Origin of the sequence: Sphingobium trunci (assembly GCF_022664535.1) — a bacterium.
Lineage (GTDB): Bacteria > Pseudomonadota > Alphaproteobacteria > Sphingomonadales > Sphingomonadaceae > Sphingobium.
In genome coordinates this window covers 199,242-222,414 of the sequence record NZ_JAKUJY010000005.1, presented here as the reverse complement: position 1 = coordinate 222,414, position 23,173 = coordinate 199,242, and the positions used below count along the sequence as shown (strand labels likewise).

The following is a 23,173-nucleotide window of genomic DNA, read 5'->3' as shown; positions in this document are numbered from 1 at the left end:
ATTCGGCGCGTCAGATTATGCCGCTTCGATACCCTTGGCCTTGCCCCGCTCGATGTCCGCATCGCGGGGATAGGCAAAAGTGGCGAACCCCGAGGCCATCAACAGCGCAGCGGGCAGCACCGCGAGGCCAAGGCGAATCGCCAGCAGCGCGCTGTCCGGCTGCACCGCCTTGCCAGCCGCATATCCCGAGCGGGCGAGCAGCGCCGCCAGCAGCGCGCCACCGACGCCTGCCGCCACCTTGTAGGCTGCCGACGCGATCGAATAGCCCAGGCCCATCGCATCAACGCCGGTTCGGGCCGCACCATAGTCGAGCGTGTCGGAAAGCATGGCGTAGGTGACGGGATCGCGCATGCCGATCATCAGGCCGATGCCCGCAAGAACCGCGATCACCGCGGCCGGTTGCGCGGGAACCAGGGCAAGGCCCAGGAACAGCACCGCCTGGGTGAAGTTGGTCGCGCGAACCGACGCGCGGCTGCCGACCAGGCGTACCAGCGCCGGGGCAAGCCAGCAGCCCAGAAAGCTCGACGCCGTGATCGTTGCGATCATGGTGCCGCCGAAGGCCGCGCCGAAGCGATATTCGTAAATCGCCGCGAACGTCAGGCTGCCGAGTGACAATGTGTTCGCGGTGCTGTTGAGAAACTTGATCGCGGTAAGCACCAACCAGGGCCGGTTCGCCAGCAAGGCACGGGTCACGCCCGGCCGGCGGGCCGCCGGCTCGTCCCGCACGGCGGGCCGCACGGTCTCGCGACAGAAGTGATGGGTCAGCAGGAAGGACAGCGCCACGATGATGCCGATCAGCGCCATGAACAGCAGGAAACCCTTGCGGGAATCGCCCATGCCCAGCCAACCGACCGCGCTCAGGGTGATCCATCCGATGAGCACCGAGCCCACATTGGCGCCGATCAGCCTGGCCGAGGTAAGCTGGATGCGCTCCGCGCTGGACGCCGTCATCAGGTTTGTGAGCATGCCATAGGCCGTGTTCACGAAACTGTAGGTGATGCTGAGGAGCATGAAGGTGCCGGCCGCCCAGAGCATCTTGAACGTGGCCGAGCCTTCCAGCGGCAGGAATACCAGGGCCGTGGTGACCGCGAGGGGAAGAGCCCCCCATTTCAGAAAGGGACGGGCCCGTTCACCATGGGCGTGGCGCTTGTCGATCGCGATGCCTATCAGAGGGTCCACCACGGCATTGGCGATCCGGCAGAACAGCAGGATGCCCGCCACCGAGGCGGCGGGAATGCCGTAAATGTCGGTATAGAAGAATACCATATAGGTTAGAGTCGTCGCCCAGATCAGGTTCGAGGCGAAATCCCCCAGCCCATAGGCGAGCTTCTCCCTGAGACCCAGACCGGCGGACTGTTGCTGTGCGCGCATCTTTTGCCCCCTTCAGTGGCGCGTTGCGCGGGCGGCATCCCGCGCGGCCGCCACGTTCATGGTCGGAAGCTGTTCGAGGAAACGGCGCAGGGCATCGGGCGCAAGCCGGTCTCCGATGAACCAGCAGATCGTCTTGTGAATGCCCAGGAAGGAATCGGCGCAGCGATCCAGCAGCGCGTCCGCCGCCTTCGGTGCGATATCGAGATGATCCGCGAGGAACGCGGCAAGCGCTTCCCGCACACCGGGCCAGTCGAACAGCACCGCGGGCTGCGTATCGATATCGAAACGCGGCGGCGGCACCGGATCCGGCAGAGTGGCCAGCCTGCCTTCCAGGCGGATATCGCGGCTCGATGCCCCGACCTCGATGGTGACGACGCCCTCGTCCAGTTGCCATCTGCCCAGCGCGGGATCGTAGAATGCCAGATCCCGGCCGGGAATGTGAAGCCGCACCTGCCGGGTCTCCCCCTTGCGCAGGAACAGCTTCGTAAATCCCCTGAGCTCTCGCGGGGGACGGCGCAGGCGCGAGACGCCCGGCCGGGAATAGATCTGCACCACTTCGGCACCGTCGCATGGCCCGCTATTGGTGAGTTCGAAGGAGAGCTCCAGCACATCGTCCAGACCTATGCTCTGGCGATCGAGCGAGAGCGCGTCGTACCCAAAGCTGGTATAGCTGAGGCCGAAGCCGAACGGATAAAGCGGGTCGATGCCGCGTTCGTCATAGCCCCGGTAGCCGACAAAAACGCCTTCTCCATAATCGTGACGGCCATTCTCCCCGGGATAGGTGAGCCAGCCGGGAACGTCCTCCACCCGCCGGGGAAAGGTGGTGGTGATCTTGCCGCTGGGATTGTTGTGGCCGAAGAGCGTCTGCGCGACGGCGTGCCCCATGCCCTGGCCTGCATAGAAGGTCATGATCACCGCGCCGACATCGGGCTCCCACGGCATGACCACGGCATCGGGTGCCGCCAGCACGACGATGCAGCGGGGATTGATCCGGGCCAGGGCGGCGATCGCTTCGGCTTGTCCGGGTTCGAGGTCGAGATTGCGCCGGTCGGCCCTTTCGCCATCGCCGCTGATCTCGCTGTTGGCGAAGAAGATCACGGCATCCGCGGTCCTCGCGATCTCCAGCACTTCCGCCAATCCGGCGGCATCGCCGGCCTCCCGGTGCGTGATGGCCACGGCCGGTCCCGCCGCGGCCCGGATCTGCTCCAGCGGGATGTCCTTGGCGGTGGGATGGGTGGTGGCGGAACCTGATCCCTGTATCACGGGCTTGACCGCACCTGCGCCCACGACCAGCAAATGCTGGCGCAGATCGGGGTCTAGCGGGAGGAGAGCGTCCCTGTTCTTGAGCAACACGAGCGATTCCGCGGCGATGCGGCGCGCCAGGTCATGATGGACAGCCGCATCATAGCGAGCCTCCCGATCCTCGCCCGCGCGCGCCTTGCGCACCAACTTGAGCATTCGCATGCAGCTTTCATCGATGTCCGCCATCTTCACGCGACCCTGCCCGATCGCGGCAAGCAGATCGTCGCGGCGCGCGCTGCTTTCGGGCATGTCGAGATCGTTGCCAGCCGCCAGGGACGCGGCGCGATCCTTGATGCCATGCCAATCGGACACGACCACGCCGTCATACCCCCATTCGCCGCGCAGCACATCGGTGAGCAACCAACGGTGTTCCGCCGCCTGTATGCCGTTGATCCGGTTATAGGCGCTCATGACGGTCCAGGGGCGTCCCCCGGCGATCGCCCGCTCAAAGCCCCTGAGGTAGATTTCACGCAGGGCGCGCTCGCTTACCTCGCTGCTCATCGTCGTGCGCTCGATTTCGGAATTGTTGCACGCAAAATGCTTCAGGGAGGCGCCGACGCCATTTTCCTGGAGGCCGCCAATCAGTGCTGCGGCGAGGTCACCCGATAGCACGGGATCTTCCGAATAATATTCGTAGGACCGGCCTTGCAATGGCGTGCGCCGGATGTTGATGCCGGGGCCCAGCAACAGATGGACGCCCAGGCTGCGGCACTCTTGGGCAAGGGCCGCACCGAATAGCCGGGCCAGTTCCCTGTCCCAGGAGCAGCCGAAGGCGGAGCCATTGGGAAAGCAGGTGGCCGGAACGGAATCGCCCATCATGGAGTCAGCGTCACCGCTTTGGTTCACCACGGCGAGGAACTGCTCCAGACCGTTGCGTTCATCATTCACCCCTTCGACCTGAGCGGGAGAATAACGGACACCGTGCGTACCGTCGGTCATGACGATTTCAGGGATATTGAGACGAAAGTTCATCGCCGTCTTCCAGAGGTGACGGCCATTCAACAATGCCACCTTTTCGTCGATCGTCATCTGCGTCAACAGCGATACAAGGTCGCGATCGGTCACATTCCAGGGCATGCTCTGCTCAATCTCCGCCGGTGTCGGTTTCAGTCAAAGGACGGCATATAGCCTTTCGGTCTCCTCGTTGAGATCGCCAAAGCATCGATCGAGGCGGTCAATTCTTGCTTGGGTTTCGCGGACAAGGTGTAGCCAGCGCCATGCTGATGCGAGGCTGACGAAGCCGAGGTAGGAGCCTTTGCTCTTGTCATATCGGGTAGCGACGCGCCGCCAGTTCCTGAGCTTGTCAGCCTTGCCTGTGGGCGAAAATATCATGAGAAGATGGGTTCGTCGCTTGCCCATGGCCTGAACGCCTGTCTGGCGATGGGCGCGCCCCGTCACATGTTTTCGCCTGATGGATGACAGGAAGCGAACTGCTCATACAGGGACTTGAAAGCCGCGCCGCCTCCGGCCATCTGACGGACCGAATTTCCACAGGGAGAGCTTTGGTACCCGCCATGACGACCACGACCGGCACCGCACCTGAAACCCGTAGCTTCGAAGCCGACGTCGCCCGCCTGCTGCACATGATGGTGCACTCTGTCTATTCGGACAAGGACGTCTTCCTGCGCGAGCTGATCTCCAACGCCGCCGACGCCTGCGAGAAGCTGCGCTACGAACTGCTCAGCAACCCCGCTCTGGCGGCCGACGGTGACGGCCAGCCGCGCATCACCGTCACGCTCGACCCCGACGCCCGCCAGATCACCCTTGAAGATAACGGCATCGGCATGAGCGAGGTCGAAATGGCCGAAGCGCTCGGCACCATCGCGCGTTCCGGCACGCGGGCCTTCATGGAGCGGGTCACGGCCGCCCAGGAGGGAGAAGGCGCGCAACTGATCGGCCAGTTCGGCGTCGGCTTCTATTCCGCCTTCATGGTGGCGGATCGCGTCGACGTCTTCTCCCGCCGCGCGGGAGCGGAAACCGCCGCCCATTGGGCCTCCGACGGCCTGGGCAGCTATACCATCCAGCTCGCCGACACCGCGCAGGCCCCGGCCCGCGGCACCCGCATCATCCTGCACCTCAAGGAGGATGCCGCCAGCTATACCGAGCCGTTCACGACCCGGCGCATCATCACCGCGCAGTCCGGCCATGTCCCGGTCCCGATCTTCCTCAAGGAAAGGCCGGATGCCGAGGAGAAGCAGATTGCGGACGGCGCCGCGCTCTGGACCCGGCCCAGATCGGAGATCACGGCGGAGGAATATACCGATTTCTATCGCAGCACCGCCGGGCAGTTCGACGAACCGGCGCTAACGCTCCATTATCGCGCCGAGGGGCTGCACGAATATTCCGTCCTCGCCTTCCTGCCCTCCATGCGGCCGTTCGACCTGTTCGACCCGGACCGGGCGGGCCGGATGAAGCTCTATGTCCGCCGCGTCTTCATCACCGACGAGGCGCAGATATTGCCGCGTTATCTGCGCTTCGTGCGCGGGCTGGTGGACAGCAACGACCTGCCGCTCAACGTCTCGCGCGAGATGATCCAGGAAAGCCCGGTGCTCGCCGCGATCCAGAAGGGTGTCGCCAACCGCATCCTCTCCGAACTGGACAAGCTGGCGGAGAAGGACAGGGACGCCTATCTCAAATTCTGGGAGAATTTCGGCCCGGTCCTCAAGGAAGGGCTGTATGAGGATCATGCCCGGCGGGAAACGCTGCTGGGCCTGGCCCGTTTCAAATCGACCGCCGGCGGGGAGAATTGGCGCTCGCTCAAGGATTATGTCGAGGCGATCAGGGATAATCAGACAGCCATCTATTATGCCACCGGCACGGACCTTGACCGTCTCGCCGCCTCGCCCCAGCTGGAGGGTTTCCGCGCCCGCGGGATCGAGGTGCTGTTGCTCGCCGATCAGGTCGACAGCTTCTGGGTGACGGCGGGCGCCGATTATCAGGGCAAGCCGTTCAAGTCGGTGACCCAGGGTCTCGCCGATCTCGGCCTGATCCCGCTGGCCGATGGCGAAGCCCCTGCGGCGCAGGCATCGGAAGAGGTCAGCGGCTTCATCGCCTATGTGAAATCGGTGCTGGGCGAGCAAGTGTCCGACGTCCGCGCGTCGGAGCGGCTGACCGAGAGCGCCGTCTGCCTCGTCGCGCCGGACAATGCGATGGACCGCCAGCTCGAAAAGCTGCTCGCGGGCGCGGGGCGGCTCGACCAGACGGCCAAGCCGGTGCTGGAGATCAATCCGCGTCACGATCTGATCGCCAGGCTCGGCACTCTGGCCGAGGGCGACAGCCTGCGGGAGGACGCCGCCTACCTGCTGCTGGATGAGGCCAGGATCGCCGATGGCGAGCTTCCGGCCGACCCGCGGGCCTTTTCCGCCCGCCTCGCCCGCATGATCGGTGGCGCGATCAAATGATCGGCCATAAGGTGATATCCTACTTGCACGCGCCGCAAAAGCGCGCCAATCACCCCGCGACATGCCGGAGGGGATAGCAGGCCCATGAGTTATTATGATGTTCTGATCGTAGGCGCCGGTCACGCGGGCGCCCAGGCGGGGATTTCGCTGCGCCAGCAGGGCTTCGAAGGCTCCGTCGCCATGATCGGCGACGAAAAGGACCCGCCCTATGAGCGCCCGCCCCTCTCCAAGGAATATTTCGCGGGCGACAAGAGTTTCGACCGCATCCTGATCCGCCCCGCCAGCTTCTGGGAAGAGCGCAAGATCGACATGCTGCTCGGCCACCGCGTCAAGGCGGTCGATCCGGTGGGCAAGTTCGTGACCGTGGGCGACAAGGCGACGGGCGACCGGGAAATCGGCTATGGCAAGCTGATCTGGTGCACCGGCGGCTCGCCGCGCATGCTGACCTGCCATGGTGCCGACGCCTCCAACGTCCATGCCGTGCGCCGCCGCGACGATGTCGACGCGATGATGGCGAAGATCGACCAGATCAGCCATGTGACGGTCATCGGCGGCGGCTATATCGGGCTGGAGGCAGCCGCGGTGCTGTCGAAATTCGGCAAGAAGGTCGTGCTTCTGGAAGCGCTCGACCGCGTGCTGGCGCGTGTGGCCGGCGAGGAACTGTCGCGCTTCTACGAGGCCGAACATCGCGCCCATGGCGTCGACCTGCGCACCGGCGCGCGGATGGACTGCATCGAGGTGACGGACGGAAAGGCGACCGCCGTGCTGATGCAGGATGGCGAGCGGATCGCGACCGACATGGTGATCGTCGGCATCGGCATCATCCCCGAAACCGGCCCGCTGATCGCGGCGGGCGCGGCGGGCGGCAACGGCGTCGACGTCGACGAATATTGCCGCACCAGCCTGCCCGACATCTATGCGGTGGGCGACTGCGCGGCCCACGCCAACAGCTTCGCGCGCGGCGCCCAGATCCGGCTTGAATCCGTCCAGAACGCCAATGACCAGGCAAAGACCGCGGTCAGCCACATCATGGGCAAGGAAGAGGCCTATCATGCCGTGCCCTGGTTCTGGTCCAACCAATATGATCTGAAGCTTCAGACGGTCGGCCTTTCGACCGGCCACGACCAGACCATCCTGCGCGGCGATCCGGCGACCCGCAGCTTTTCCGTCCTGTATCTCAAGGGCGGCAAGCTGATCGCGCTCGACTGCGTCAATGCGGTCAAGGATTATGTGCAGGGCCGCGCCCACATCCTGTCCGGCGCCCTGCTGGACCAGGCGCAACTGGCCGATGCCAACGTCCCGCTCAAGGAAGTCGGCCTGGCCTGATTTGCCGGGCCTGAGTTTCCGGGCCTGAGTTTCCGGAATGAAGGTCAGCCCCTGAAGCTGGCCTTCATCGCCGGCTCCCATGGCCCGCCACGGTAAAACCAGGCCGCCAGCCCGGCAATGACCAGTGGCCGGGGCCGGAAATCCCGCCGCAATTGCGCCGCCAGGGCCTTGGCCTGCGCCGGGTCGGCCTTGTTCTGCACGGTGATGTGAAAACGCGGCCGCGCCTCGTCCTGCGGCACCAGCAGTCCGGCAAAGGCCTGGGCCAGTTCATCGCGCATCGCCATCAGGCCGGGGCTTTCCACCCGAAAGGCCACCCCCCGCCCCAGCAGCATCACCTCGCTCAGCCTCACCGCCGGGGCGGCCCCCGCGCACAGCCGCTTCAGCCGCCGCGCCACTTCGTCCAGCGCGGACGGCGGCAGGTGATGAAACAGGGTGATATGGGCGGGCACCTGGTTGCGATCGGCGGGGAAATGCGTCCGCCGCAGCCCTTCGGCCCAGCCGAAATCCGCCGCGCCCAGCAGGGCGGTCACGACGACCGGCGCCATGCGGCTCTGCTCAACGCCGTGGATCACCACTCCCGCTCCGCTTCCGCGCGGCGCCCGCCCGCATTATGATGCCCGTCGGCGACCGCATGGAAAGGCCGCCGACAGAGGGGACACAGGCCATGACCGCACCGCGATCCACATGGGCGATCGGGATCATCCCGCTGCTCTGGAACCTGATGTGCCGGGCCCTTTTGCCTCAAGCTTCGAGCGCGCCATTGATGAGTTTGCGCCCTAAGCGGCCAGCCCCGGCGCCTGCCCGACCTCGCCCAGATCGAAGGGCACGGTCTGGTATATTTCGTTGATCCAGTTGCCGAACAGCAGATGCGCGTGGCTGCGCCAGTGATTCAGCGGCGCCTGCGCCGGATCGTCATCGGGGAAATAATGGGCCGGCAACTGCCCAGCCCCATCGCGCGCATATTCGTCCGCCAGCGTCAGCGTGTCATATTCCAGATGGTTGAACATATGCAGGAAAGCCCGCGCCGGATCGCCGATCAGGCACAGGCCCGATTCGTCGCTTTCGGCCAGGATCTGCAAGCCGCGCCCTTCGGGAATGGATTCCCGCCGCACTTCCGACCAGCGCGACACCGGCACGCAGAAATCGTCGGAAAAGCCGCGCATCCACGGCGAAGCCGGAAGATGGTTATGATGGCGGAACACGCCAAAGGCCTTGCGTTCCAAACTATGCTTCTCGACGCCGTGGAAATGATGCAGCGCCGCCTGTGCCGCCCAGCAGATGGAAAGGCTGCGATGCACATGGGTCTGCGTCCAGTCGAGGATCGCCCGCAGCTCGTCCCAATAGCTGACCTGGTCGAAGGGCAGCGTTTCCACCGGAGCGCCAGTGATGATGAAGCCGTCGAACCGCTCGTCCCGCACATCGTTCCAGGGACGGTAGAAGGACGCCATATGGTCGGCCGAGGTGTTGCGCGACACATGATCGCTGATCCGCACCAGCGTCAGTTCTACCTGCAACGGCGTCGCCCCCAGCAACCGCGCAAGCTGCGTCTCGGTGCTGATCTTGTTGGGCATGAGGTTGAGCAGCGCAATCCGCAGCGGCCGGATGTCCTGCCGCACCGCATCGGCTTCCCGCATGACGACGACGCCTTCCGCTTCCAATGTACGGCGGGCTGGCAGGTCGTCGGCTATCTTGATCGGCACGTCACGTCATTCCCTGTTGCGGAGCGACGCTGACGATGTGGCTTGGGTCCGCTTGCTTGCCGGATCGGCCACATCCTCCCTTGAAGGAGTGCCACCTTGCCCGGATCGGCAGGTTGGCGTTGGGCGTCGCCCCAACTCTTGATGCTGCGCCCTATCTAGCGACGCCGAAGCCGTTTGGCAACCGCCGCTTTACGCCGGAAAAGGAAAAGTTTTTTGGGCATCGCGCCCAGTCACGGACATGAAAAATCCTCCCTATCTCTCGATAGTGACGATTGGGGTCACCCCTCAAAGCTCGCCCCGCGCCCGGCGAATCTCGAACCATTTGCGCACATTCTCATTATGCTCCCGCAGCGTGTCGGCGAAGATATGCCCGCCCTTCCCATCCGCGACGAAATAGAGCGCCTTGGTCTCCGCAGGATGCAGCACCGCCAGGATCGACAACCGCCCCGGATTGGCGATCGGCCCCTTGGGCAGCCCGGTCATCGCATAGGTATTATAGTCGTTGACCGCCGCGATCTCCGACTTCCTGATCCGGCGCCCCAGCGGCTTCCCCCTGGTGATCGGATAGATGATCGTGGGGTCCGCCTGCAACATCATGCGGGCCTTGAGCCGGTTGCCGTAAACCCCCGCAACCATCGGCCGCTCGGAAGGAATGGCGGTCTCCTTCTCGACGATGCTGGCAAGGATGATCGCCTCCTTCGGCGACTTGGCGACCGTCTCCGGCGCCCGCTCCGCCCACATCTTGCCCAGCGCCTTGCTCATCGCATCCTGCATGCGCTTGAGCACCACTGCCCGGCTCTCGCCCTTGTCGAAGGCATAGCTGTCGGGCAGCACGCTGCCTTCCTGCGGCACCTCGATCTCGCCGGTCAACTCGTCATTCGCCATCAGCCGGTCATAGACCAGGATGGATGGCATCCCCTCCGGTATGGTCACCAGCCGGGTCAGCGTCTTGCCGCCCTGGAGAATCCGGAAAATGTCGCTGTTGCTGGCGCCCTTGGGGATCAGGAACTCGCCCGCCTTGATCGACTTGCCGCGCCCGAAGACCTTGGCCCGCGTCAGGAAGGCGTCGGCCGAACGCACGGCGCCCTTCTGCTTCAGCAGCACGGCGGCGTCGGCGATCGTCGCCCCATCGGGCACGACGATGCTGATGTCGCTCTTCGCCGGTCCCGCCTCGGTCCAGCCATGGACGAAACGGAACGCGACAAAGGCCGCGACGGCCAGACCGATGAGCAATAAGCTACAGCCAAGCCGCCGCATCGGTCCCGTCTCAGACCGCCTTCATGATCAGCGATGCGTTGGTGCCGCCGAAGCCGAACGAATTGTTCAGCACCGCGCGCACCTTTCGCTCCTTGGCGACGTGCGGGACCAGGTCCACGCCCTGGCAGCTTTCGCTCGGCTCGTCGAGGTTCAGCGTCGGCGGCACGATCTGGTCGCGCAGCGCAAGGATGCAGAAGATGCTCTCGACAGCGCCCGCGCCGCCCAGCAGGTGGCCGATCGCCGACTTGGTCGAACTCATCGACATGGTGCTCAGATGATCGCCGAACAGCCGCTTCACCGCGCCCAGTTCCAGTTCGTCGCCCAGGGGCGTCGAGGTGCCATGCGCGTTCACATAGTCGATGTCGGCCAGCGACAGGCCCGACTTGCGGAGCGCCATTTCCATCGAGCGGTAGCCGCCACTGCCCTCCGGATGGGGCGCGGTGACGTGATAGGCGTCGCCCGACAGGCCATAGCCGATCACCTCGGCATAGATTTTGGCGCCGCGCGCCTTGGCCCGCTCATATTCCTCCAGCACGACCACGCCCGCGCCTTCGCCCATGACGAAGCCGTCGCGATTGACGTCATAGGGACGCGACGCTTTTTCCGGCTGGTCGTTGAACGCGGTCGAAAGCGCGCGCGCCTGGGCGAATCCGGCGATGCCGATCGGGCAGATCGCGCTTTCCGCGCCACCGGCCAGCATCACGTCGGCATCGTCCATCGCGATCATGCGCGCGGCGTCGCCGATCGAATGGGCACCCGTCGAACAGGCGGTCACGACGGCATGGTTCGGCCCCATCAGGCCATATTTGATCGAAACCTGGCCGGAGATGAGGTTGATGAGGCGCCCATGGACGAAGTGCGGCGACACGCGGCCCGGCCCCTTGTTCGCCAGGACCAGCGATTCGCTTTCGATGCCGGGCAGGCCGCCAATGCCCGAACCGATCGAGCAACCGGCGCGCAGCCGCTCCTCCTCGCTCATATTGTCGAGGCCCGCATCGCGCAGCGCCTGGCTGGCGGCGGAAATGCCGTAGACGATGAACGGATCGACCTGCCGCTGGATCTTGTGGTCGACATCCAGCCCGGCATCATAGCCATATTCGTGGTCGGCCGGCTTCACTTCGCAGGCGATCCGGCATTTATATTCGCTGGCGTCGAAGCGCGTGATCGTCGCCGCGCCGGACTTGGACGCGATGATGTTCTTCCAGGTCGTTTCCACATCCCCGCCCAGCGGGCTGACCATGCCAAGGCCGGTTACGACAACACGACGCATATGCTTGCTCCGAAAAATTCTTTTGGCTCAACGCCGCCCATCTAGCCATTCCAAGGACGCTTGTGAACGGGGACCAGATACGAAAAGGCTCCCCAAGACCGGGTTCTGCCGGACAGGAGGAGCCATTTCCCTTGAAACGCAGCGGCCCTTCGCCTTCTCCGGCAGGCCGCCAGACGCTCTTACTGCTTGCTGTCGATATAATCGATGGCATCCTTGACGGTAGCGATCTTCTCGGCCGCATCGTCGGGGATTTCGACGCCGAATTCTTCCTCGAACGCCATCACCAGCTCAACGATATCCAGGCTGTCAGCGCCCAGATCGTCGATGAAGCTCGCGTCCTCGGTCACCTTTTCGGCTTCGACGCCCAGATGCTCGACGACGATTTTCTTTACGCGATCCGCGGTCTCACTCATGAGTGGTCCTTCTTACTGGGTATCGTTGATGGTTCTGAATATTTGTTAAGGCATGCCCTAGAGACAAGCCCCAGCATAGGCAAGAGGCAAGAGACAATCGGGAATCAACTTCCCGCCCGCCTGCATTCCGCAATCGCCTCCCCTGCTCCGATGGCACAGGGCGAGGCAATTGCAAATGCCCAAAATTTCCAGGGCGCGATGGAATAAACCCCACGCCCGCGCCGGTCAGATCATCGCCATGCCGCCGTTCACATGCAGCGTCTGGCCGGTGACATAGCCGGCTTCGCGGCTGGCGAGATAGACGACGGCCGCGCCGATATCCTCGCCCGCGCCCAGATCGCCCGCCGGGATCTTGGTGAGAATCGCCCCCTTCTGCGCATCGTTCAGCGCATCCGTCATGGCCGAACGGATGAAGCCGGGCGCGACGCAGTTCACGGTGATGCCCCGGCTCGCCAGTTCCTGGCCCAGCGACTTGGACATGCCGATGATGCCCGCCTTGGACGCGGCATAATTGGCCTGCCCCGGATTGCCGGTGACCCCCACGACCGACGTTATGGAGATGATGCGGCCGAACCGCGCCTTCATCATCGGCTTGGCGGCCGCGCGGGCCAGGCGGAAGGCCGCTTCCAGATTGACGGCGATCACCTGCGACCATTCCTCGTCCTTCATGCGCAGGATGAGGTTGTCGCGGGTGACGCCCGCATTGTTGACCAGAATGTCGAGCTTGCCGCCCAGCGCCTCGACGGCCTGCGGGATCAGCGCATCGACGGCCGCCGGATCGGAAAGGTCGCAGACCAGTATCCGGTGATCCCCGCCCAGCTCCGCCGCGAAGGCCCTGAGCTTCTCCTCATTGCTTCCCGAAAGGGCCAGCGTGGCGCCTTGGGCGGCCAGAGCCTTCGCAATGGCGGAGCCGATGCCCCCCGAAGCGCCGGTCACCAGCGCGGTCATGCCTGTCAGATCGAACATATCTCTTCCCATCATCTATCTTTGTCGTTCCCGCGGGGCAGCGTCAAAACGCGGCCAGCGCCGCCTCTATATCGTCCATCGTCACGATGCTGCGCACGGTCGCGTCGGGCGCGATGCGCTTCACCATCGGTCCCAGCACCTTGCCGCCCAGCTCGACATACTCGGTGACGCCCGCATCCCACATCGCCGCCACGGATTCGCGCCAGCGCACCCGGCCCGTCACCTGTTCGACCAGCCGCAGCTTGATCTCTTCCGGGTCGGCGATCGCGCTCGCCAGCACATTGGCATAGACCGGCAGCAGCGGCGTGTTGATCGCAGCCTTGCCCAAGGCCTCCGCCATCGCCTCGGCGGCCGGCTGCATCAGCGGGCAGTGGAAGGGCGCCGACACCGGCAGCAGCACGCCGCGCTTGATGCCATGGTCCTTGACCAGCGCCACCGCCCGCTCGATCGCGCCGCGATGGCCGGAAATCACCACCTGGGTCGGATCATTGTCATTGGCGACGGTGCAGACCTCGCCCTCGGCCGCCGCCTCGGCCAGCGCCGTCGCCTTCTCGATATCCGCGCCCAGCAGCGCCGCCATCGCGCCCTCGCCCACCGGCACGGCCGCCTGCATCGCCTGCCCCCGCAGCTTCAGCAGCTTCGCGGTGGTGCCGATGTCGAAGGCCTCCGCCCCGCAGAGCGCGCTATATTCGCCAAGACTGTGCCCGGCGACGAAATCGCCCTTCTCGGCCAGCGAAAATCCGCCTTCCTTCTGCATCACCCGCAGCGTCGCCAGCGCGTTCGCCATGATTGCGGGCTGGGCATTTTCGGTCAGCGTCAGGTCGCTTTCCGGCCCCTCCACCATGATGCGGAACAAATGCTGGGACAGAGCGTCATCGACCTCCTGAAACAGCTCCTTCGCTGCCGGGCTCGCTTCGGCCAGCGCCTTGCCCATGCCCACCGACTGGCTGCCCTGCCCCGGAAATAGAAATGCCCTCATCGTCCACCTTCTGACATAGGAGCGCTGCAAAAGCGCAATTTTTCAAAGTCGTTACACTTTGAGACACAAATGCCGTTGAGGCATCCGGCTCGCTGCCCCACGTTGAAATGAAGGCGTCCCTTTAACGATGACGGAGTGCAAGGAAAAGGTGCGATATCGCAGTGCATGGATCATGGGAACCGCGCTGGCCCTTTCCGCCTGCGCGGCCGGTCCCGATTATCGCGCCCCTGCCCCCACAGCGCTGGGCGTCCCAGCCGCCTACAGCCAGGGCAATGCCGCACCGGTCAGCGAAGCCGATCTCGCAAGCTGGTGGACGCGCCTTGGCGACCCGGCCCTCAACGGCCTGATCGACCGGGCGATCGCCGGCAATCTCGACATCGTGCAGGCGCAGGCGCGGCTGCGGCAGGCGCGGGAATCGCTGCGGCAGGCGCGCGCCGCCTTCCTGCCGCAGGTGAACGGATCGGCCGGGGGCGGCAGGAACTACCGCAACCAGGCGGGCGGCACCCGTGTCGACGACAGCGGCAATGTCATCAGCACCGGCGCCAGCAACTGGTCGAGCAGCTATTCCGCCAGCGCCAGCGCAAGCTGGCAGATCGACCTGTTCGGCGAACTTTCCCGCTCCGCCGAAGCCGCCCGGGCCGATCTCTCCGCTTCGGGCTATGACCTCGCCAATGTACGGATGACGATCATCTCCGAACTGGTCACCAACTATGTGCAGGCCCGGCTGGCGCAGGAGCAGTTGCGCATCGCGCGCGAGACGCAAGGGATCCAGCAGGACAATTACGATATCGCCCGCTGGCGGCTTCAGGCGGGCCTCGTCTCCTCCCTCGACGAACAGCAGGCGAAGGCACAGCTCGCCCAGACCAACGCCACCATCCCGCAACTGGAGGCAAGCCTCAAGGGCAGCCTCAACCGCATCGCCGTCCTGACCGGACAGGCGCCGGGCGAAGCCACCCGTGCGCTCGAAACCCCGGCCCCCATTCCCGCGGCACCGGCGCAGATCGCCACCGGCATCCCCGCCGACACGCTGCGCCAGCGCCCCGACATCCGCTCGGCCGAGCGCGCCCTGGCCGCCGCCACCGCCCGCATCGGCGTGGCGCAGGCCCAGCTCTACCCTTCGCTCGGGATCAGCGGGAACATCGGCACCACCTCCAACAGCTTCAGCAATCTGTTCAGCCTCATCACCGGCGGCGTGTTCGCCAATGTCGCGCAGACCATCTTCGACGGCGGCCGCCTCGCCGCGCAGGTCCGTTCGCAAAGGGCGGCCACGGACGCCGCCTTCGCCGCCTACAAGCAAAGCGTGCTGACCGCGCTGGAGGATGTGGAAAATGCCATGGCCTCGCTCGCCAGCGCGCGCGCGCGCAAGGCCGAATTCACCACCGCCTACCAAGCGTCCAACAATGCCGCGATCATGGCCCGCAGCCAGTATCAGTCGGGCCTGATCGATTTCCAGACGCTTTCCACCACGGAAAACACGCTTTTGAACGCCCGCAACAGCCTTGCCGGCGCGCAGTCGGACGAAGCTCTCGCCATTGCCCAGCTTTACAATGCGCTGGGCGGCGGCTGGCAGAATATGGAAAACCGCCCTCCCCATGAGCAGAACAGCGAGCAATGATGTGACGAGCGACCAGAATCTCGACGACTTTCTGGGTGCGAGGCCCGAAAAGCCCTGGCGCAAATGGGCCATCCGCGGCGGCATCGGCGCGGTTCTGCTGATTATCATCCTGCTGCTGGCTCGCTGCTTCGCGGGCGATGACAAGCCCCATTATGCGACGCGGGAAGCGCGCAAGGGCGATCTCACCGTCTCCGTTTCCGCCACCGGCAATCTGAAGCCGATCAACCAGGTCGATGTCGGTTCGGAACAGTCGGGCAAGATCACGGCGGTCTATGTCGATGTGAACGACCGCGTGACCAAGGGGCAGAAACTGGCCGAACTGGACACGCGCCGCCTGGTCGACACGATCAACCAGAACCGCGCGCAGGTCGCCTCCGCCCAGGCCAGCGTCGCGCAGGCGGAGGCGCAGGCGGCGCTCGCCAGGGCGACGCTCGACCGGCAGCTCGACGTCTACCGGCTCTCCGGCGGCCGGGTGCCCGCCAGGACCGAACTGGATTCGGCCCGCGCCACCTATGGTTCCGCCCTCGCCACCCTCCACTCCGCGCAGGCACAGGTGAAGGTGGCGCAGGCGGGCCTTTCCACCGCCCGGACCAACCTGTCGATCGCGCAGATCGTCTCGCCGGTAACGGGCGTGGTGCTGTCCCGCGACATCGAACCGGGCCAGACCGTCGCCGCCTCCCTGAACGCCCCGGTGCTGTTCACCATCGCGGAAGACCTTACCAAGATGGAAGTCGAAGTCTCGGTGGACGAGGCGGACGTCGGCCAGGTCAAGGAGGGCCAGACCGCCAATTTCTCCGTCGACGCCTTCCCCGGCCGTACCTTCCCGGCGAAGGTCACGCGGGTGAATGTCGGATCGAACAGCTCCAGCAGCAGTTCGTCCTCCTCTTCCTCGTCAACCAGTTCCAGCACGTCGAGCAGCAGCAGCGGAACCGTGGTCGCCTATACGGCGGTCCTCTCGGTCGACAATGGTCAGGAAACGCTGCGTCCCGGCATGACCGCGACGGCCGACATCGTGACGCAGGAACTGCATGACGTGCTGCTGGTTCCCAACAGCGCCCTGCGCTTCAAGCCCAGCGCGGGCGGCAATGACGGCGGCATCACCAGCCAGATCGTCCCCGGCCCCCGCCGCTTCCGCCGTGGCGGCAATCAACGGCAAGTCAGCTTCGGCATCGGCAGCAGCCAGACGCTCTATGTGCTGGATGAAGCGGGCAATCCCAAGGCGATCAATGTCATCGTCGGCGCCAGCGACGGTTCCCGCACGGTCATCACCGGCGGCGACCTCAAGCCGGGCATGAAGGTCGTCACCGGCCAGCTCGCCAGCGGGCAGCAGGCCCCGGCCGAGGACCAGAATGGCGATCGGGCGGGCAAGGACGGCCAGCCTCGCGACCGGGGCAACAGGGCGACGGACGGCAGCCCCGCCACGGTGGGCAAGCTCGGCAATTCGGGCGATTCAGCGCCCGAGACCGCGCCCGTCGCGCCCTCACCCGCCGCGCCCCAGGGCGGAAGCAAGGACCGGGGCGGAGGCAAGGAAAGCCGCGGCACCGGCCGCCAGGGCGGCACCTGACATGGCTTCCGCTCCTTCCGGCGACCCCATCATCTCGCTGCGCGGCGTCACCAAGGTCTATGGATCGGGCGCCACCGCTTTCCAGGCGCTCAAGGGCATCGACCTCGACATCGCGCAGGGCGATTTCGTCGCCGTCATGGGGCCGTCGGGTTCCGGCAAGTCGACGACGATGAACATATTGGGCTGCCTCGACGTCCCCTCGGCGGGCGAGTTCCTGTTCAAGGGACGCCATGTCGAGCGGCTCGACCGCGACCAGCGCGCCCTGCTGCGCCGCCGCTATCTGGGCTTCGTGTTCCAGGGCTTCAACCTGCTCTCCCGCACCACGGCGCTGGAGAATGTCGAACTGCCCCTGCTCTATCGCGGCGAGGACAAGAAGACGCGTTACAATGCCGGCATGGCCGCGCTCGACAAGGTGGGCCTCAGGGACTGGTGGGACCACACGCCCGCCGAACTGTCCGGCGGACAGCAGCAGCGCGTCGCCATCGCCCGGGCCATCGTCACCCAGCCCGACGTGCTGCTGGCCGACGAGCCGACCGGCAATCTCGATTCCGAACGATCGGTGGAGATCATGGAACTGCTGACCGACCTCAACCGCAACAGCGGCATCACGGTCCTGATGGTGACGCACGAGCCGGACATGGCCGCCTATGCCCGCACCATCGTCCATTTCAGGGACGGGCATGTGGACGGCGTGGAACAGGGCGTGAAGGCGTGACGACACCGCCCCTTCCCGTCATTCCCGCGAGATGGAACCCCGCCTTCGCGCGGATGAAGGAATGAGGGTCGCGATCCGATGCTAGGCACCACCGTCATCCTCGCCTTTCGCGCGATCAACCGGCACAAGCTGCGCAGCTTCCTGACGACGCTGGGCATCATCATCGGCGTCGCGGCGGTCGTCACCATGGTCACGCTGGGCAACGGCGCGACCGCCGCCGTCCGCCAGCAGATCAGTGCGCTGGGCGCCAACGTCCTGCAACTGCGCCCCGGCCAGGGCTTCGGCCGGGGCGGCGGCGGCCCGCGCCCCCCGGACTTCAAGCCCGCCGACCTCAGCGCCATCGAAAACCAGCTCACCGGCGTGCGCGCGGTCGCGCCCATGGTCCAGTCCAGCGGCACCGCCATCTATGAGGGCAGCAACTGGTCCACCACCGTCTACGGCACCACCGCCGCCTATTTCGAGGTGCAAAGCTGGAAGGCCGACACCGGCCGCCTCTTCATGCCGGAGGAGGAGGAAGCCGGAAAACCCGTCTGCATCATCGGCAACACGGTCCGCACCAACCTCTTCCAGGGCAATGATCCGGTCGGCAAGCGGATGCGGATCAAGGGCGTCTCCTGCCAGGTGATCGGCGCGCTCGCGACGCGCGGACAGGGCGGCTTCGCCGATCAGGACGATGTCGTCGTCATGCCGATCAAGTTCGTCCAGCGCCGCTTCACCGGCGACCGCGACATCAGCCAGATCATGGTCGCGGTGGACGACGCCTATGACACCGCCACGGTCCAGACGAGCCTGGAGGAGCTGATGCGCGAGCGCCGCAAGATCAAGCCGGGCACGGAGGATAATTTCAACGTCTTCGACACCAAGCAGATCAGCGACACGCTGACCGGCACCACCACCATATTGACGCAGATCGTGGCGGCGGTGGCGGCCATCTCCCTGCTGGTCGGCGGCATCGGCATCATGAACATCATGCTGGTGTCGGTGACGGAGCGGACCCGCGAAATCGGCATCCGCCTCGCCATCGGCGCCGTCGCCCGCGAAGTGCTGATGCAATTCCTCGTCGAAGCGATCGTGCTGTCCTGTCTCGGCGGCCTTATCGGCCTGTTCCTGGCGCTGGTCGCCTCCCTCGCCATCGCGCCGCTGATGCAGGTGCCCTTCCTCTTCGACGTGAAGGTGAACCTGATCGCGTTCCTCTTCTCGGCCGCGATCGGGGTGGTCTTCGGCTATTTCCCGGCGCGGCGCGCGGCGGCGCTCAACCCCATCGACGCGCTCCGTCACGAATAGGGCCGGGACCGCAGATTACATTTAGCGACAGCTTTGCCACGATCCGACATAATCCTGCGACAGCCAGCCGTTAACGCCCTTTCCATGACGCCCCGCCGGGCACGCATGGAAAGGGAAGCCTCATGAAGATCATCGCCATCAGCCTGACCGCCACCGCCCTGCTGCTCGCGGCCAGCCTCACCTCATTCGCGCTGGCCCGGCCGGACAAGGCAGGCCCGGTGCTGGAGGGGAAGGATCATCCCATCCTGCTCCAGCGCATGGTGGTCACCGCGACCCTCCTGCCGAGCTGAGGGTATCTTTCCCCTGCAAACCCCTCACGCCCCGGAGCCATCCTCCGGGGTGTTTCGGCGCGAAAAGAGCAGGCTATGAACGAATGTTCAGACTAAATCGGCTTTCGTTACAATTTCCGACAAACTTCGCCGCGCTGCGACACAGGGTTGCGACAAGCCCCTCCTAGATCGGGTTTCGACGCCGGACAGCGGCGCAGAGATTGAACGAGGAGAAACGACATGATGAAGAAATTCTGGATGGCCCTGGCCGCGACCACGATGGTCGCCAGCCCCTTGGCCGCCGCGCAGGCAGAGGCCGCACCGCACCGCGAGGAGACCCGCATCGTCAAGCAGGGTCCGCATGGCCGCACCGTGGTCAGGCAGACGACGGTGATCCGCAAGGACGACCATCGCCGCTGGGCCAGGGGTCAGCGCTTCGACCGCCGCTACGCCCGCGATTACCGCGTCATCAACGACTATCGCGGCTACCGCCTGAAGGCCCCGCCGCGCGGCTATCACTGGGTCCGCTCAGGCAATGACGCGGTTTTGGTCGCCATCGCCAGCGGCATCGTCGCCTCGGTCATCACCGGCGCGATCCGATAGGACAGGATGCCCCGGAGATCGCCTCCGGGGCATTTTGCTATACAAGCCCCGTCAGATAATAGACCGCAATCACCACGAACACGGTGCAGGTCTTGATCAGCGTCAGCGCGAAAATATCCTTATAGGCCTGCCGGTGGGTCAGCCCCGTCACCGCCAGCAGGGTGATGATCGCCCCGTTGTGCGGCAGGCTGTCCATCCCCCCGCTCGCCATGGAGGCGATCCGGTGCAGCACCTCGCGCGGTATCCCCGCCGCATCGCCCGCCGCCGCGAACTGTTCCGCCATCGCCGCCAGCGCGATCGACAGCCCGCCCGAGGCCGATCCCGTAATCCCGGCGAGCGACGTCACCGTGATCGCCTCATTCACCAGCGGATCGGGCACGGCCTTCAGCGCCTCCTTCACCACCAGAAATCCCGGCAGCGCGGCGATCACCGCGCCGAAGCCATATTCCACCGCCGTATTCATCCCCGCCAGCAGCGCCCCGCCCACGGCCGCCTTCGACCCTTCGGCAAAGCGCCGCGCCACCGGCCGGAAGGCGAAGAGCAGGATCGTCCCGATCCCCAGCAGCAGCGCCCCCTCCACGGCCCAGAGCGCGGCCACCTGCGCCACCTTGACCGTGACCGGCTCGGCCAGGCCGATCAGCGACACGCCGACCTCCTCCTGCGGCACCCAGCGCGGGATCAGCATGGTCAGCGCCAGATTGCCCAGCCCCACCACCAGCAGGGGCAGCAGCGCGATCAGGGGATGCACCCTGCCCCGCGCCTCGACGACGGCTTCCGGCTCGTTCACCAGCGTCTCCGGCGCGCCATAGCCCTCCCCCGACGCCGTCATCATCCGCTTGCGCCAGCCCAGATAGGTCAGCCCCATCCCCATGATGCAGGCCGATCCGATCAGCCCGAGCACCGGCGCCGCCCAGGCGGTCGTGCCGAAAAAGCTGGCCGGAATGATGTTCTGGATCTGCGGCGTGCCCGGCATCGCATCCATGGTGAAGGTGATCGCGCCAAGGCCGATGGTCGCAGGCACCAGCCGCTTGGGAATATCCCCCTGCCGGAACATCTCGGCAGCGAAGGGATAGACGGCGAACACCGCGACGAACACCGAAACCCCGCCATAGGTCAGCAGCGCCGTCACCAGCATGATCGCCGGAATCGCCCTTTGCGCGCCCACCAGCCCGATCACCGCCGTCACGATCACCCGCGAAAAGCCCGAAATCTCGATCAGCTTGCCGAACAGTGCGCCCAGCAGGAACACGGGGAAATAAAGCTTCAGGAAGCTCGCCACCTTCTCCATGAACAGGCCGGAAAAGACCGTGGGCACCGCCGCCGGATCGGTCAGGAACACCGCCAGCATCGCCAGCAGCGGCGCCATCACTATGACGCTCATGCCCCGATAGGCGGCGACCATCAGCAATATCAGCGACAAGGCCGCAATCCCGACCGCCATCCCACTCTCCCCCTTTTGCGTTGCCTGGATCAACCTCTATGCATCCTTCGGCCGGACGCCAAGCCTCCCTGGCCTTTCGCGCTCCGGCCTTTCCGGCCTTGCCTTTGCGGGGCATTTCCGTCATAGGCGCCGCTTCGCACGGCCACGGGGTGACTCGCGGCCGCACGGAAGAATGTTTTGGACGACAGCCGGAGGGGCGTTCCACATGGGGTGGGCGTCAGCGATCGGCCAACAGATGAGGCAATACCCATGGCTCTTTACGAGCATGTGTTCCTTGCGCGCCAGGATCTGGCACAGGCGCAGGTGGACGCGCTGGCGGAAACCGCCACCAAGATCGTCGAGGAAAATGCCGGCAAGGTGACCAAGGTCGAGACCTGGGGCCTGCGCAGCCTGGCGTACAAGATCGCCAAGAACCGCAAGGCTCACTATGTGATGCTGAACATCGACGCCCCCGCCGGTGTCGTTGCGGAACTGGAGCGCCAGACCCAGATCAACGAAGACATCATCCGCTACATGACCATCAAGGTCGATGAGCTGGAAACCGGCCCGTCGGTCATGATGCGCAAGCAGGAACGCGCCGAGCGCGGTCCGCGCGGCGATCGCGGTGACCGTGGCGGCGATCGTGGCCCGCGCCGCGAGCGCGAAGAAGCCGCTGGCGAATAAGGAGATCTGAACCATGGCACGCCCGTTTTTCCGCCGCCGCAAGAGCTGCCCCTTCGCCGCCAAGGATGCGCCGAAGATCGATTACAAGGACGTCCGTCTGCTGCAGGGCTTCGTGTCCGAGCGCGGCAAGATCGTCCCCAGCCGCATCACCGCGGTGTCCGCCAAGAAGCAGCGCGAACTGGCCCAGGCCATCAAGCGCGCCCGTCACCTGGGCCTGCTGCCCTACATCGTGAAGTAAGGGAGAAAGACCCATGGAAATCATTCTCCTTGAGCGCATCGAAAAGCTGGGCGCCATCGGTGACGTCGTCACCGTGAAGGACGGTTACGCCCGTAACTTCCTGCTGCCCAACAAGAAGGCGCTGCGCTCGAACGCCGCCAACAAAAAGGTGTTCGAAGCCAACCGCGCGAAGATCGAGGCCGACAACGCCGCCCGCCGCTCGGACGCCGAAAAGGCTGCCGAAGGCGTCAACGGCAAGCAGATCGTCCTGATCCGCCAGTCGTCCAACGCCGGCCACCTCTATGGTTCGGTCGCCGTCCGTGACGTCGTGGAGGCGCTGCACGCCGAAGGCATCACCAACGTCACCAAGGCGATGGTCGTGCTGGAACGCCCGATCAAGACGCTGGGCGTTTTCGACGTCAAGGTCGCGCTGCACCCCGAGGTCGCCGTCACCATCACGGTGAACGTCGCCCGCTCGCCGGAAGAAGCCGACCTGCAGTCGCAGGGCGTCGACGTGATGGCCGACCTGTTCGAAAAGGACGAGAGCGGCTTCACCGAAGATTATGATCCGAACGCGGAACCCGGCGAGATCGCCGTGGAAGCCGAGGAAGCTCCGGCCGAAGAAGCCTGAGTTTCCTTTTCGGAACGACAGAGAAGCCGCCCCTTGCCGGGCGGCTTTTTTGTTGGCGGCAGACCTTTCCCGAACCATGATTTCCAGCACCCGGCGCATCATGCGCGGCATCCCAAGCCGCGCCACATTGACCCCAGCCCCGCACCCCTTCAAGAAGGCGATGCGGAACAGCAGCGGGTGAAAGCC

Annotated in this window: 22 protein-coding genes and 1 riboswitch; of the genes, 11 read left to right on the top strand and 11 right to left on the bottom strand. The window is 65.3% G+C overall.

Translation table 11 applies throughout. From position 1 onward, the window contains the following. Positions 1-15: 15 nt before the first annotated feature. Genes MJ601_RS06980 through MJ601_RS06970 form a run of 3 tightly spaced genes read right to left on the bottom strand, consistent with a single transcriptional unit; the run spans position 16 to position 4,071 of the window. Entirely contained in the window at positions 16-1,371 is a 1,356-nt protein-coding gene (locus tag MJ601_RS06980; protein ID WP_242124719.1) for an MFS transporter, read from the bottom strand. Between the two features lie 12 nt (positions 1,372-1,383). Next, entirely contained in the window at positions 1,384-3,750 is a 2,367-nt protein-coding gene (locus tag MJ601_RS06975) for a beta-glucosidase family protein (RefSeq protein ID WP_242124717.1), read from the bottom strand. 33 nt (positions 3,751-3,783) lie between these two features. After that, positions 3,784-4,071: a hypothetical protein gene (locus tag MJ601_RS06970; protein WP_242124715.1), complete on the bottom strand. Its 288-nt coding sequence runs from the start codon at positions 4,069-4,071 to the stop codon at positions 3,784-3,786. Positions 4,072-4,187: 116 nt separating this feature from the next. Between MJ601_RS06970 and htpG the strand changes: the two genes are divergently transcribed. Then, positions 4,188-6,074, top strand: a complete 1,887-nt coding sequence (htpG, locus tag MJ601_RS06965; RefSeq protein ID WP_242124713.1) for a molecular chaperone HtpG — start codon at positions 4,188-4,190, stop codon at positions 6,072-6,074. A gap of 84 nt (positions 6,075-6,158) precedes the next feature. Continuing rightward, positions 6,159-7,400: an NAD(P)/FAD-dependent oxidoreductase gene (locus MJ601_RS06960; RefSeq protein ID WP_242124711.1), complete on the top strand. Its 1,242-nt coding sequence runs from the start codon at positions 6,159-6,161 to the stop codon at positions 7,398-7,400. Between the two features lie 44 nt (positions 7,401-7,444). On the opposite strand, the gene MJ601_RS06955 is transcribed toward MJ601_RS06960, so the two are convergent. The 7 genes from MJ601_RS06955 to fabD form a co-directional block, all read right to left on the bottom strand. After that, positions 7,445-7,945 carry a 2'-5' RNA ligase family protein gene (locus tag MJ601_RS06955; RefSeq protein WP_242124774.1) on the bottom strand — a complete coding sequence of 167 codons (501 nt, stop codon included), beginning with the start codon at positions 7,943-7,945 and terminating at the stop codon, positions 7,445-7,447. Between the two features lie 231 nt (positions 7,946-8,176). Further along, positions 8,177-9,100, bottom strand: a complete 924-nt coding sequence (locus MJ601_RS06950) for a homoserine O-succinyltransferase (protein ID WP_242124709.1) — start codon at positions 9,098-9,100, stop codon at positions 8,177-8,179. A 42-nt stretch (positions 9,101-9,142) separates the two neighbouring features. Next, a riboswitch (SAM-I-IV-variant riboswitch) is annotated at positions 9,143-9,250 on the bottom strand. 135 nt (positions 9,251-9,385) lie between these two features. Further along, positions 9,386-10,357, bottom strand: a complete 972-nt coding sequence (gene mltG / locus MJ601_RS06945) for an endolytic transglycosylase MltG (RefSeq protein ID WP_242124707.1) — start codon at positions 10,355-10,357, stop codon at positions 9,386-9,388. A 10-nt stretch (positions 10,358-10,367) separates the two neighbouring features. Then, positions 10,368-11,627, bottom strand: a complete 1,260-nt coding sequence (gene fabF / locus MJ601_RS06940; protein ID WP_242124705.1) for a beta-ketoacyl-ACP synthase II — start codon at positions 11,625-11,627, stop codon at positions 10,368-10,370. A gap of 179 nt (positions 11,628-11,806) precedes the next feature. Continuing rightward, positions 11,807-12,040, bottom strand: coding sequence for an acyl carrier protein (locus tag MJ601_RS06935; protein ID WP_007689016.1), 234 nt, complete (start codon positions 12,038-12,040; stop codon positions 11,807-11,809). A gap of 225 nt (positions 12,041-12,265) precedes the next feature. Beyond that, on the bottom strand, positions 12,266-13,006 hold the full coding sequence (fabG, locus tag MJ601_RS06930) for a 3-oxoacyl-[acyl-carrier-protein] reductase (protein WP_242124703.1): 741 nt from the start codon (positions 13,004-13,006) through the stop codon (positions 12,266-12,268). Positions 13,007-13,049: 43 nt separating this feature from the next. Further along, positions 13,050-13,985, bottom strand: coding sequence for an ACP S-malonyltransferase (gene fabD, locus MJ601_RS06925; RefSeq protein WP_242124701.1), 936 nt, complete (start codon positions 13,983-13,985; stop codon positions 13,050-13,052). 127 nt (positions 13,986-14,112) lie between these two features. On the opposite strand from fabD, the gene MJ601_RS06920 reads away from it, so the two are divergent. The 6 genes from MJ601_RS06920 (at position 14,113) to MJ601_RS06895 (ending at position 20,035) form a co-directional block, all read left to right on the top strand. Further along, entirely contained in the window at positions 14,113-15,600 is a 1,488-nt protein-coding gene (locus MJ601_RS06920; RefSeq protein ID WP_242124699.1) for an efflux transporter outer membrane subunit, read from the top strand. Continuing rightward, a complete protein-coding gene (locus MJ601_RS06915) occupies positions 15,578-17,164 on the top strand; it encodes an efflux RND transporter periplasmic adaptor subunit (RefSeq protein WP_242124697.1) in 1,587 nt (528 codons plus the stop codon). The genes MJ601_RS06920 and MJ601_RS06915 overlap by 23 nt, the downstream gene beginning before the upstream one ends. 1 nt (position 17,165) lies before the next feature. Further along, entirely contained in the window at positions 17,166-17,879 is a 714-nt protein-coding gene (locus MJ601_RS06910; protein WP_242124695.1) for an ABC transporter ATP-binding protein, read from the top strand. A 78-nt stretch (positions 17,880-17,957) separates the two neighbouring features. Next, positions 17,958-19,163 carry an ABC transporter permease gene (locus MJ601_RS06905; protein ID WP_242124693.1) on the top strand — a complete coding sequence of 402 codons (1,206 nt, stop codon included), beginning with the start codon at positions 17,958-17,960 and terminating at the stop codon, positions 19,161-19,163. Between the two features lie 122 nt (positions 19,164-19,285). Further along, complete coding sequence (locus MJ601_RS06900; RefSeq protein WP_242124691.1) at positions 19,286-19,453, top strand: hypothetical protein; 168 nt, start codon at positions 19,286-19,288, stop codon at positions 19,451-19,453. A gap of 219 nt (positions 19,454-19,672) precedes the next feature. After that, positions 19,673-20,035 carry an RcnB family protein gene (locus MJ601_RS06895; protein WP_242124689.1) on the top strand — a complete coding sequence of 121 codons (363 nt, stop codon included), beginning with the start codon at positions 19,673-19,675 and terminating at the stop codon, positions 20,033-20,035. 37 nt (positions 20,036-20,072) lie between these two features. Here MJ601_RS06895 and MJ601_RS06890 read toward each other — a convergent pair whose 3' ends face one another. Then, a complete protein-coding gene (locus MJ601_RS06890; RefSeq protein ID WP_242124687.1) occupies positions 20,073-21,476 on the bottom strand; it encodes a GntP family permease in 1,404 nt (467 codons plus the stop codon). 249 nt (positions 21,477-21,725) lie between these two features. On the opposite strand from MJ601_RS06890, the gene rpsF reads away from it, so the two are divergent. The 3 genes from rpsF to rplI are packed head-to-tail and all read left to right on the top strand — an operon-like array spanning position 21,726 to position 22,987. Next, entirely contained in the window at positions 21,726-22,139 is a 414-nt protein-coding gene (gene rpsF / locus MJ601_RS06885) for a 30S ribosomal protein S6 (RefSeq protein WP_242124685.1), read from the top strand. A 13-nt stretch (positions 22,140-22,152) separates the two neighbouring features. Further along, positions 22,153-22,377, top strand: a complete 225-nt coding sequence (gene rpsR, locus MJ601_RS06880; protein WP_004212076.1) for a 30S ribosomal protein S18 — start codon at positions 22,153-22,155, stop codon at positions 22,375-22,377. Between the two features lie 13 nt (positions 22,378-22,390). Continuing rightward, a complete protein-coding gene (gene rplI / locus MJ601_RS06875; RefSeq protein WP_242124683.1) occupies positions 22,391-22,987 on the top strand; it encodes a 50S ribosomal protein L9 in 597 nt (198 codons plus the stop codon). Positions 22,988-23,173: the final 186 nt, after the last annotated feature.

Excerpts from the sequence above, each read along its gene's own strand:
- MJ601_RS06980 (WP_242124719.1), bottom strand. The coding sequence starts at position 1,371 with ATGCGCGCACAGCAACAGTCCGCCGGTCTGGGTCTCAGGGAGAAGCTC.
- MJ601_RS06975 (WP_242124717.1), bottom strand. The coding sequence starts at position 3,750 with ATGCCCTGGAATGTGACCGATCGCGACCTTGTATCGCTGTTGACGCAG.
- htpG (WP_242124713.1), top strand. The coding sequence starts at position 4,188 with ATGACGACCACGACCGGCACCGCACCTGAAACCCGTAGCTTCGAAGCC.
- MJ601_RS06960 (WP_242124711.1), top strand. The coding sequence starts at position 6,159 with ATGAGTTATTATGATGTTCTGATCGTAGGCGCCGGTCACGCGGGCGCC.
- MJ601_RS06955 (WP_242124774.1), bottom strand. The coding sequence starts at position 7,945 with ATGGCGCCGGTCGTCGTGACCGCCCTGCTGGGCGCGGCGGATTTCGGC.
- mltG (WP_242124707.1), bottom strand. The coding sequence starts at position 10,357 with ATGCGGCGGCTTGGCTGTAGCTTATTGCTCATCGGTCTGGCCGTCGCG.
- fabF (WP_242124705.1), bottom strand. The coding sequence starts at position 11,627 with ATGCGTCGTGTTGTCGTAACCGGCCTTGGCATGGTCAGCCCGCTGGGC.
- MJ601_RS06935 (WP_007689016.1), bottom strand. The coding sequence starts at position 12,040 with ATGAGTGAGACCGCGGATCGCGTAAAGAAAATCGTCGTCGAGCATCTG.
- fabG (WP_242124703.1), bottom strand. The coding sequence starts at position 13,006 with ATGTTCGATCTGACAGGCATGACCGCGCTGGTGACCGGCGCTTCGGGG.
- fabD (WP_242124701.1), bottom strand. The coding sequence starts at position 13,985 with ATGAGGGCATTTCTATTTCCGGGGCAGGGCAGCCAGTCGGTGGGCATG.
- MJ601_RS06920 (WP_242124699.1), top strand. The coding sequence starts at position 14,113 with ATGACGGAGTGCAAGGAAAAGGTGCGATATCGCAGTGCATGGATCATG.
- MJ601_RS06915 (WP_242124697.1), top strand. The coding sequence starts at position 15,578 with ATGAGCAGAACAGCGAGCAATGATGTGACGAGCGACCAGAATCTCGAC.
- MJ601_RS06910 (WP_242124695.1), top strand. The coding sequence starts at position 17,166 with ATGGCTTCCGCTCCTTCCGGCGACCCCATCATCTCGCTGCGCGGCGTC.
- MJ601_RS06905 (WP_242124693.1), top strand. The coding sequence starts at position 17,958 with ATGCTAGGCACCACCGTCATCCTCGCCTTTCGCGCGATCAACCGGCAC.
- MJ601_RS06900 (WP_242124691.1), top strand. The coding sequence starts at position 19,286 with ATGAAGATCATCGCCATCAGCCTGACCGCCACCGCCCTGCTGCTCGCG.
- MJ601_RS06895 (WP_242124689.1), top strand. The coding sequence starts at position 19,673 with ATGATGAAGAAATTCTGGATGGCCCTGGCCGCGACCACGATGGTCGCC.
- MJ601_RS06890 (WP_242124687.1), bottom strand. The coding sequence starts at position 21,476 with ATGGCGGTCGGGATTGCGGCCTTGTCGCTGATATTGCTGATGGTCGCC.
- rpsF (WP_242124685.1), top strand. The coding sequence starts at position 21,726 with ATGGCTCTTTACGAGCATGTGTTCCTTGCGCGCCAGGATCTGGCACAG.
- rpsR (WP_004212076.1), top strand. The coding sequence starts at position 22,153 with ATGGCACGCCCGTTTTTCCGCCGCCGCAAGAGCTGCCCCTTCGCCGCC.
- rplI (WP_242124683.1), top strand. The coding sequence starts at position 22,391 with ATGGAAATCATTCTCCTTGAGCGCATCGAAAAGCTGGGCGCCATCGGT.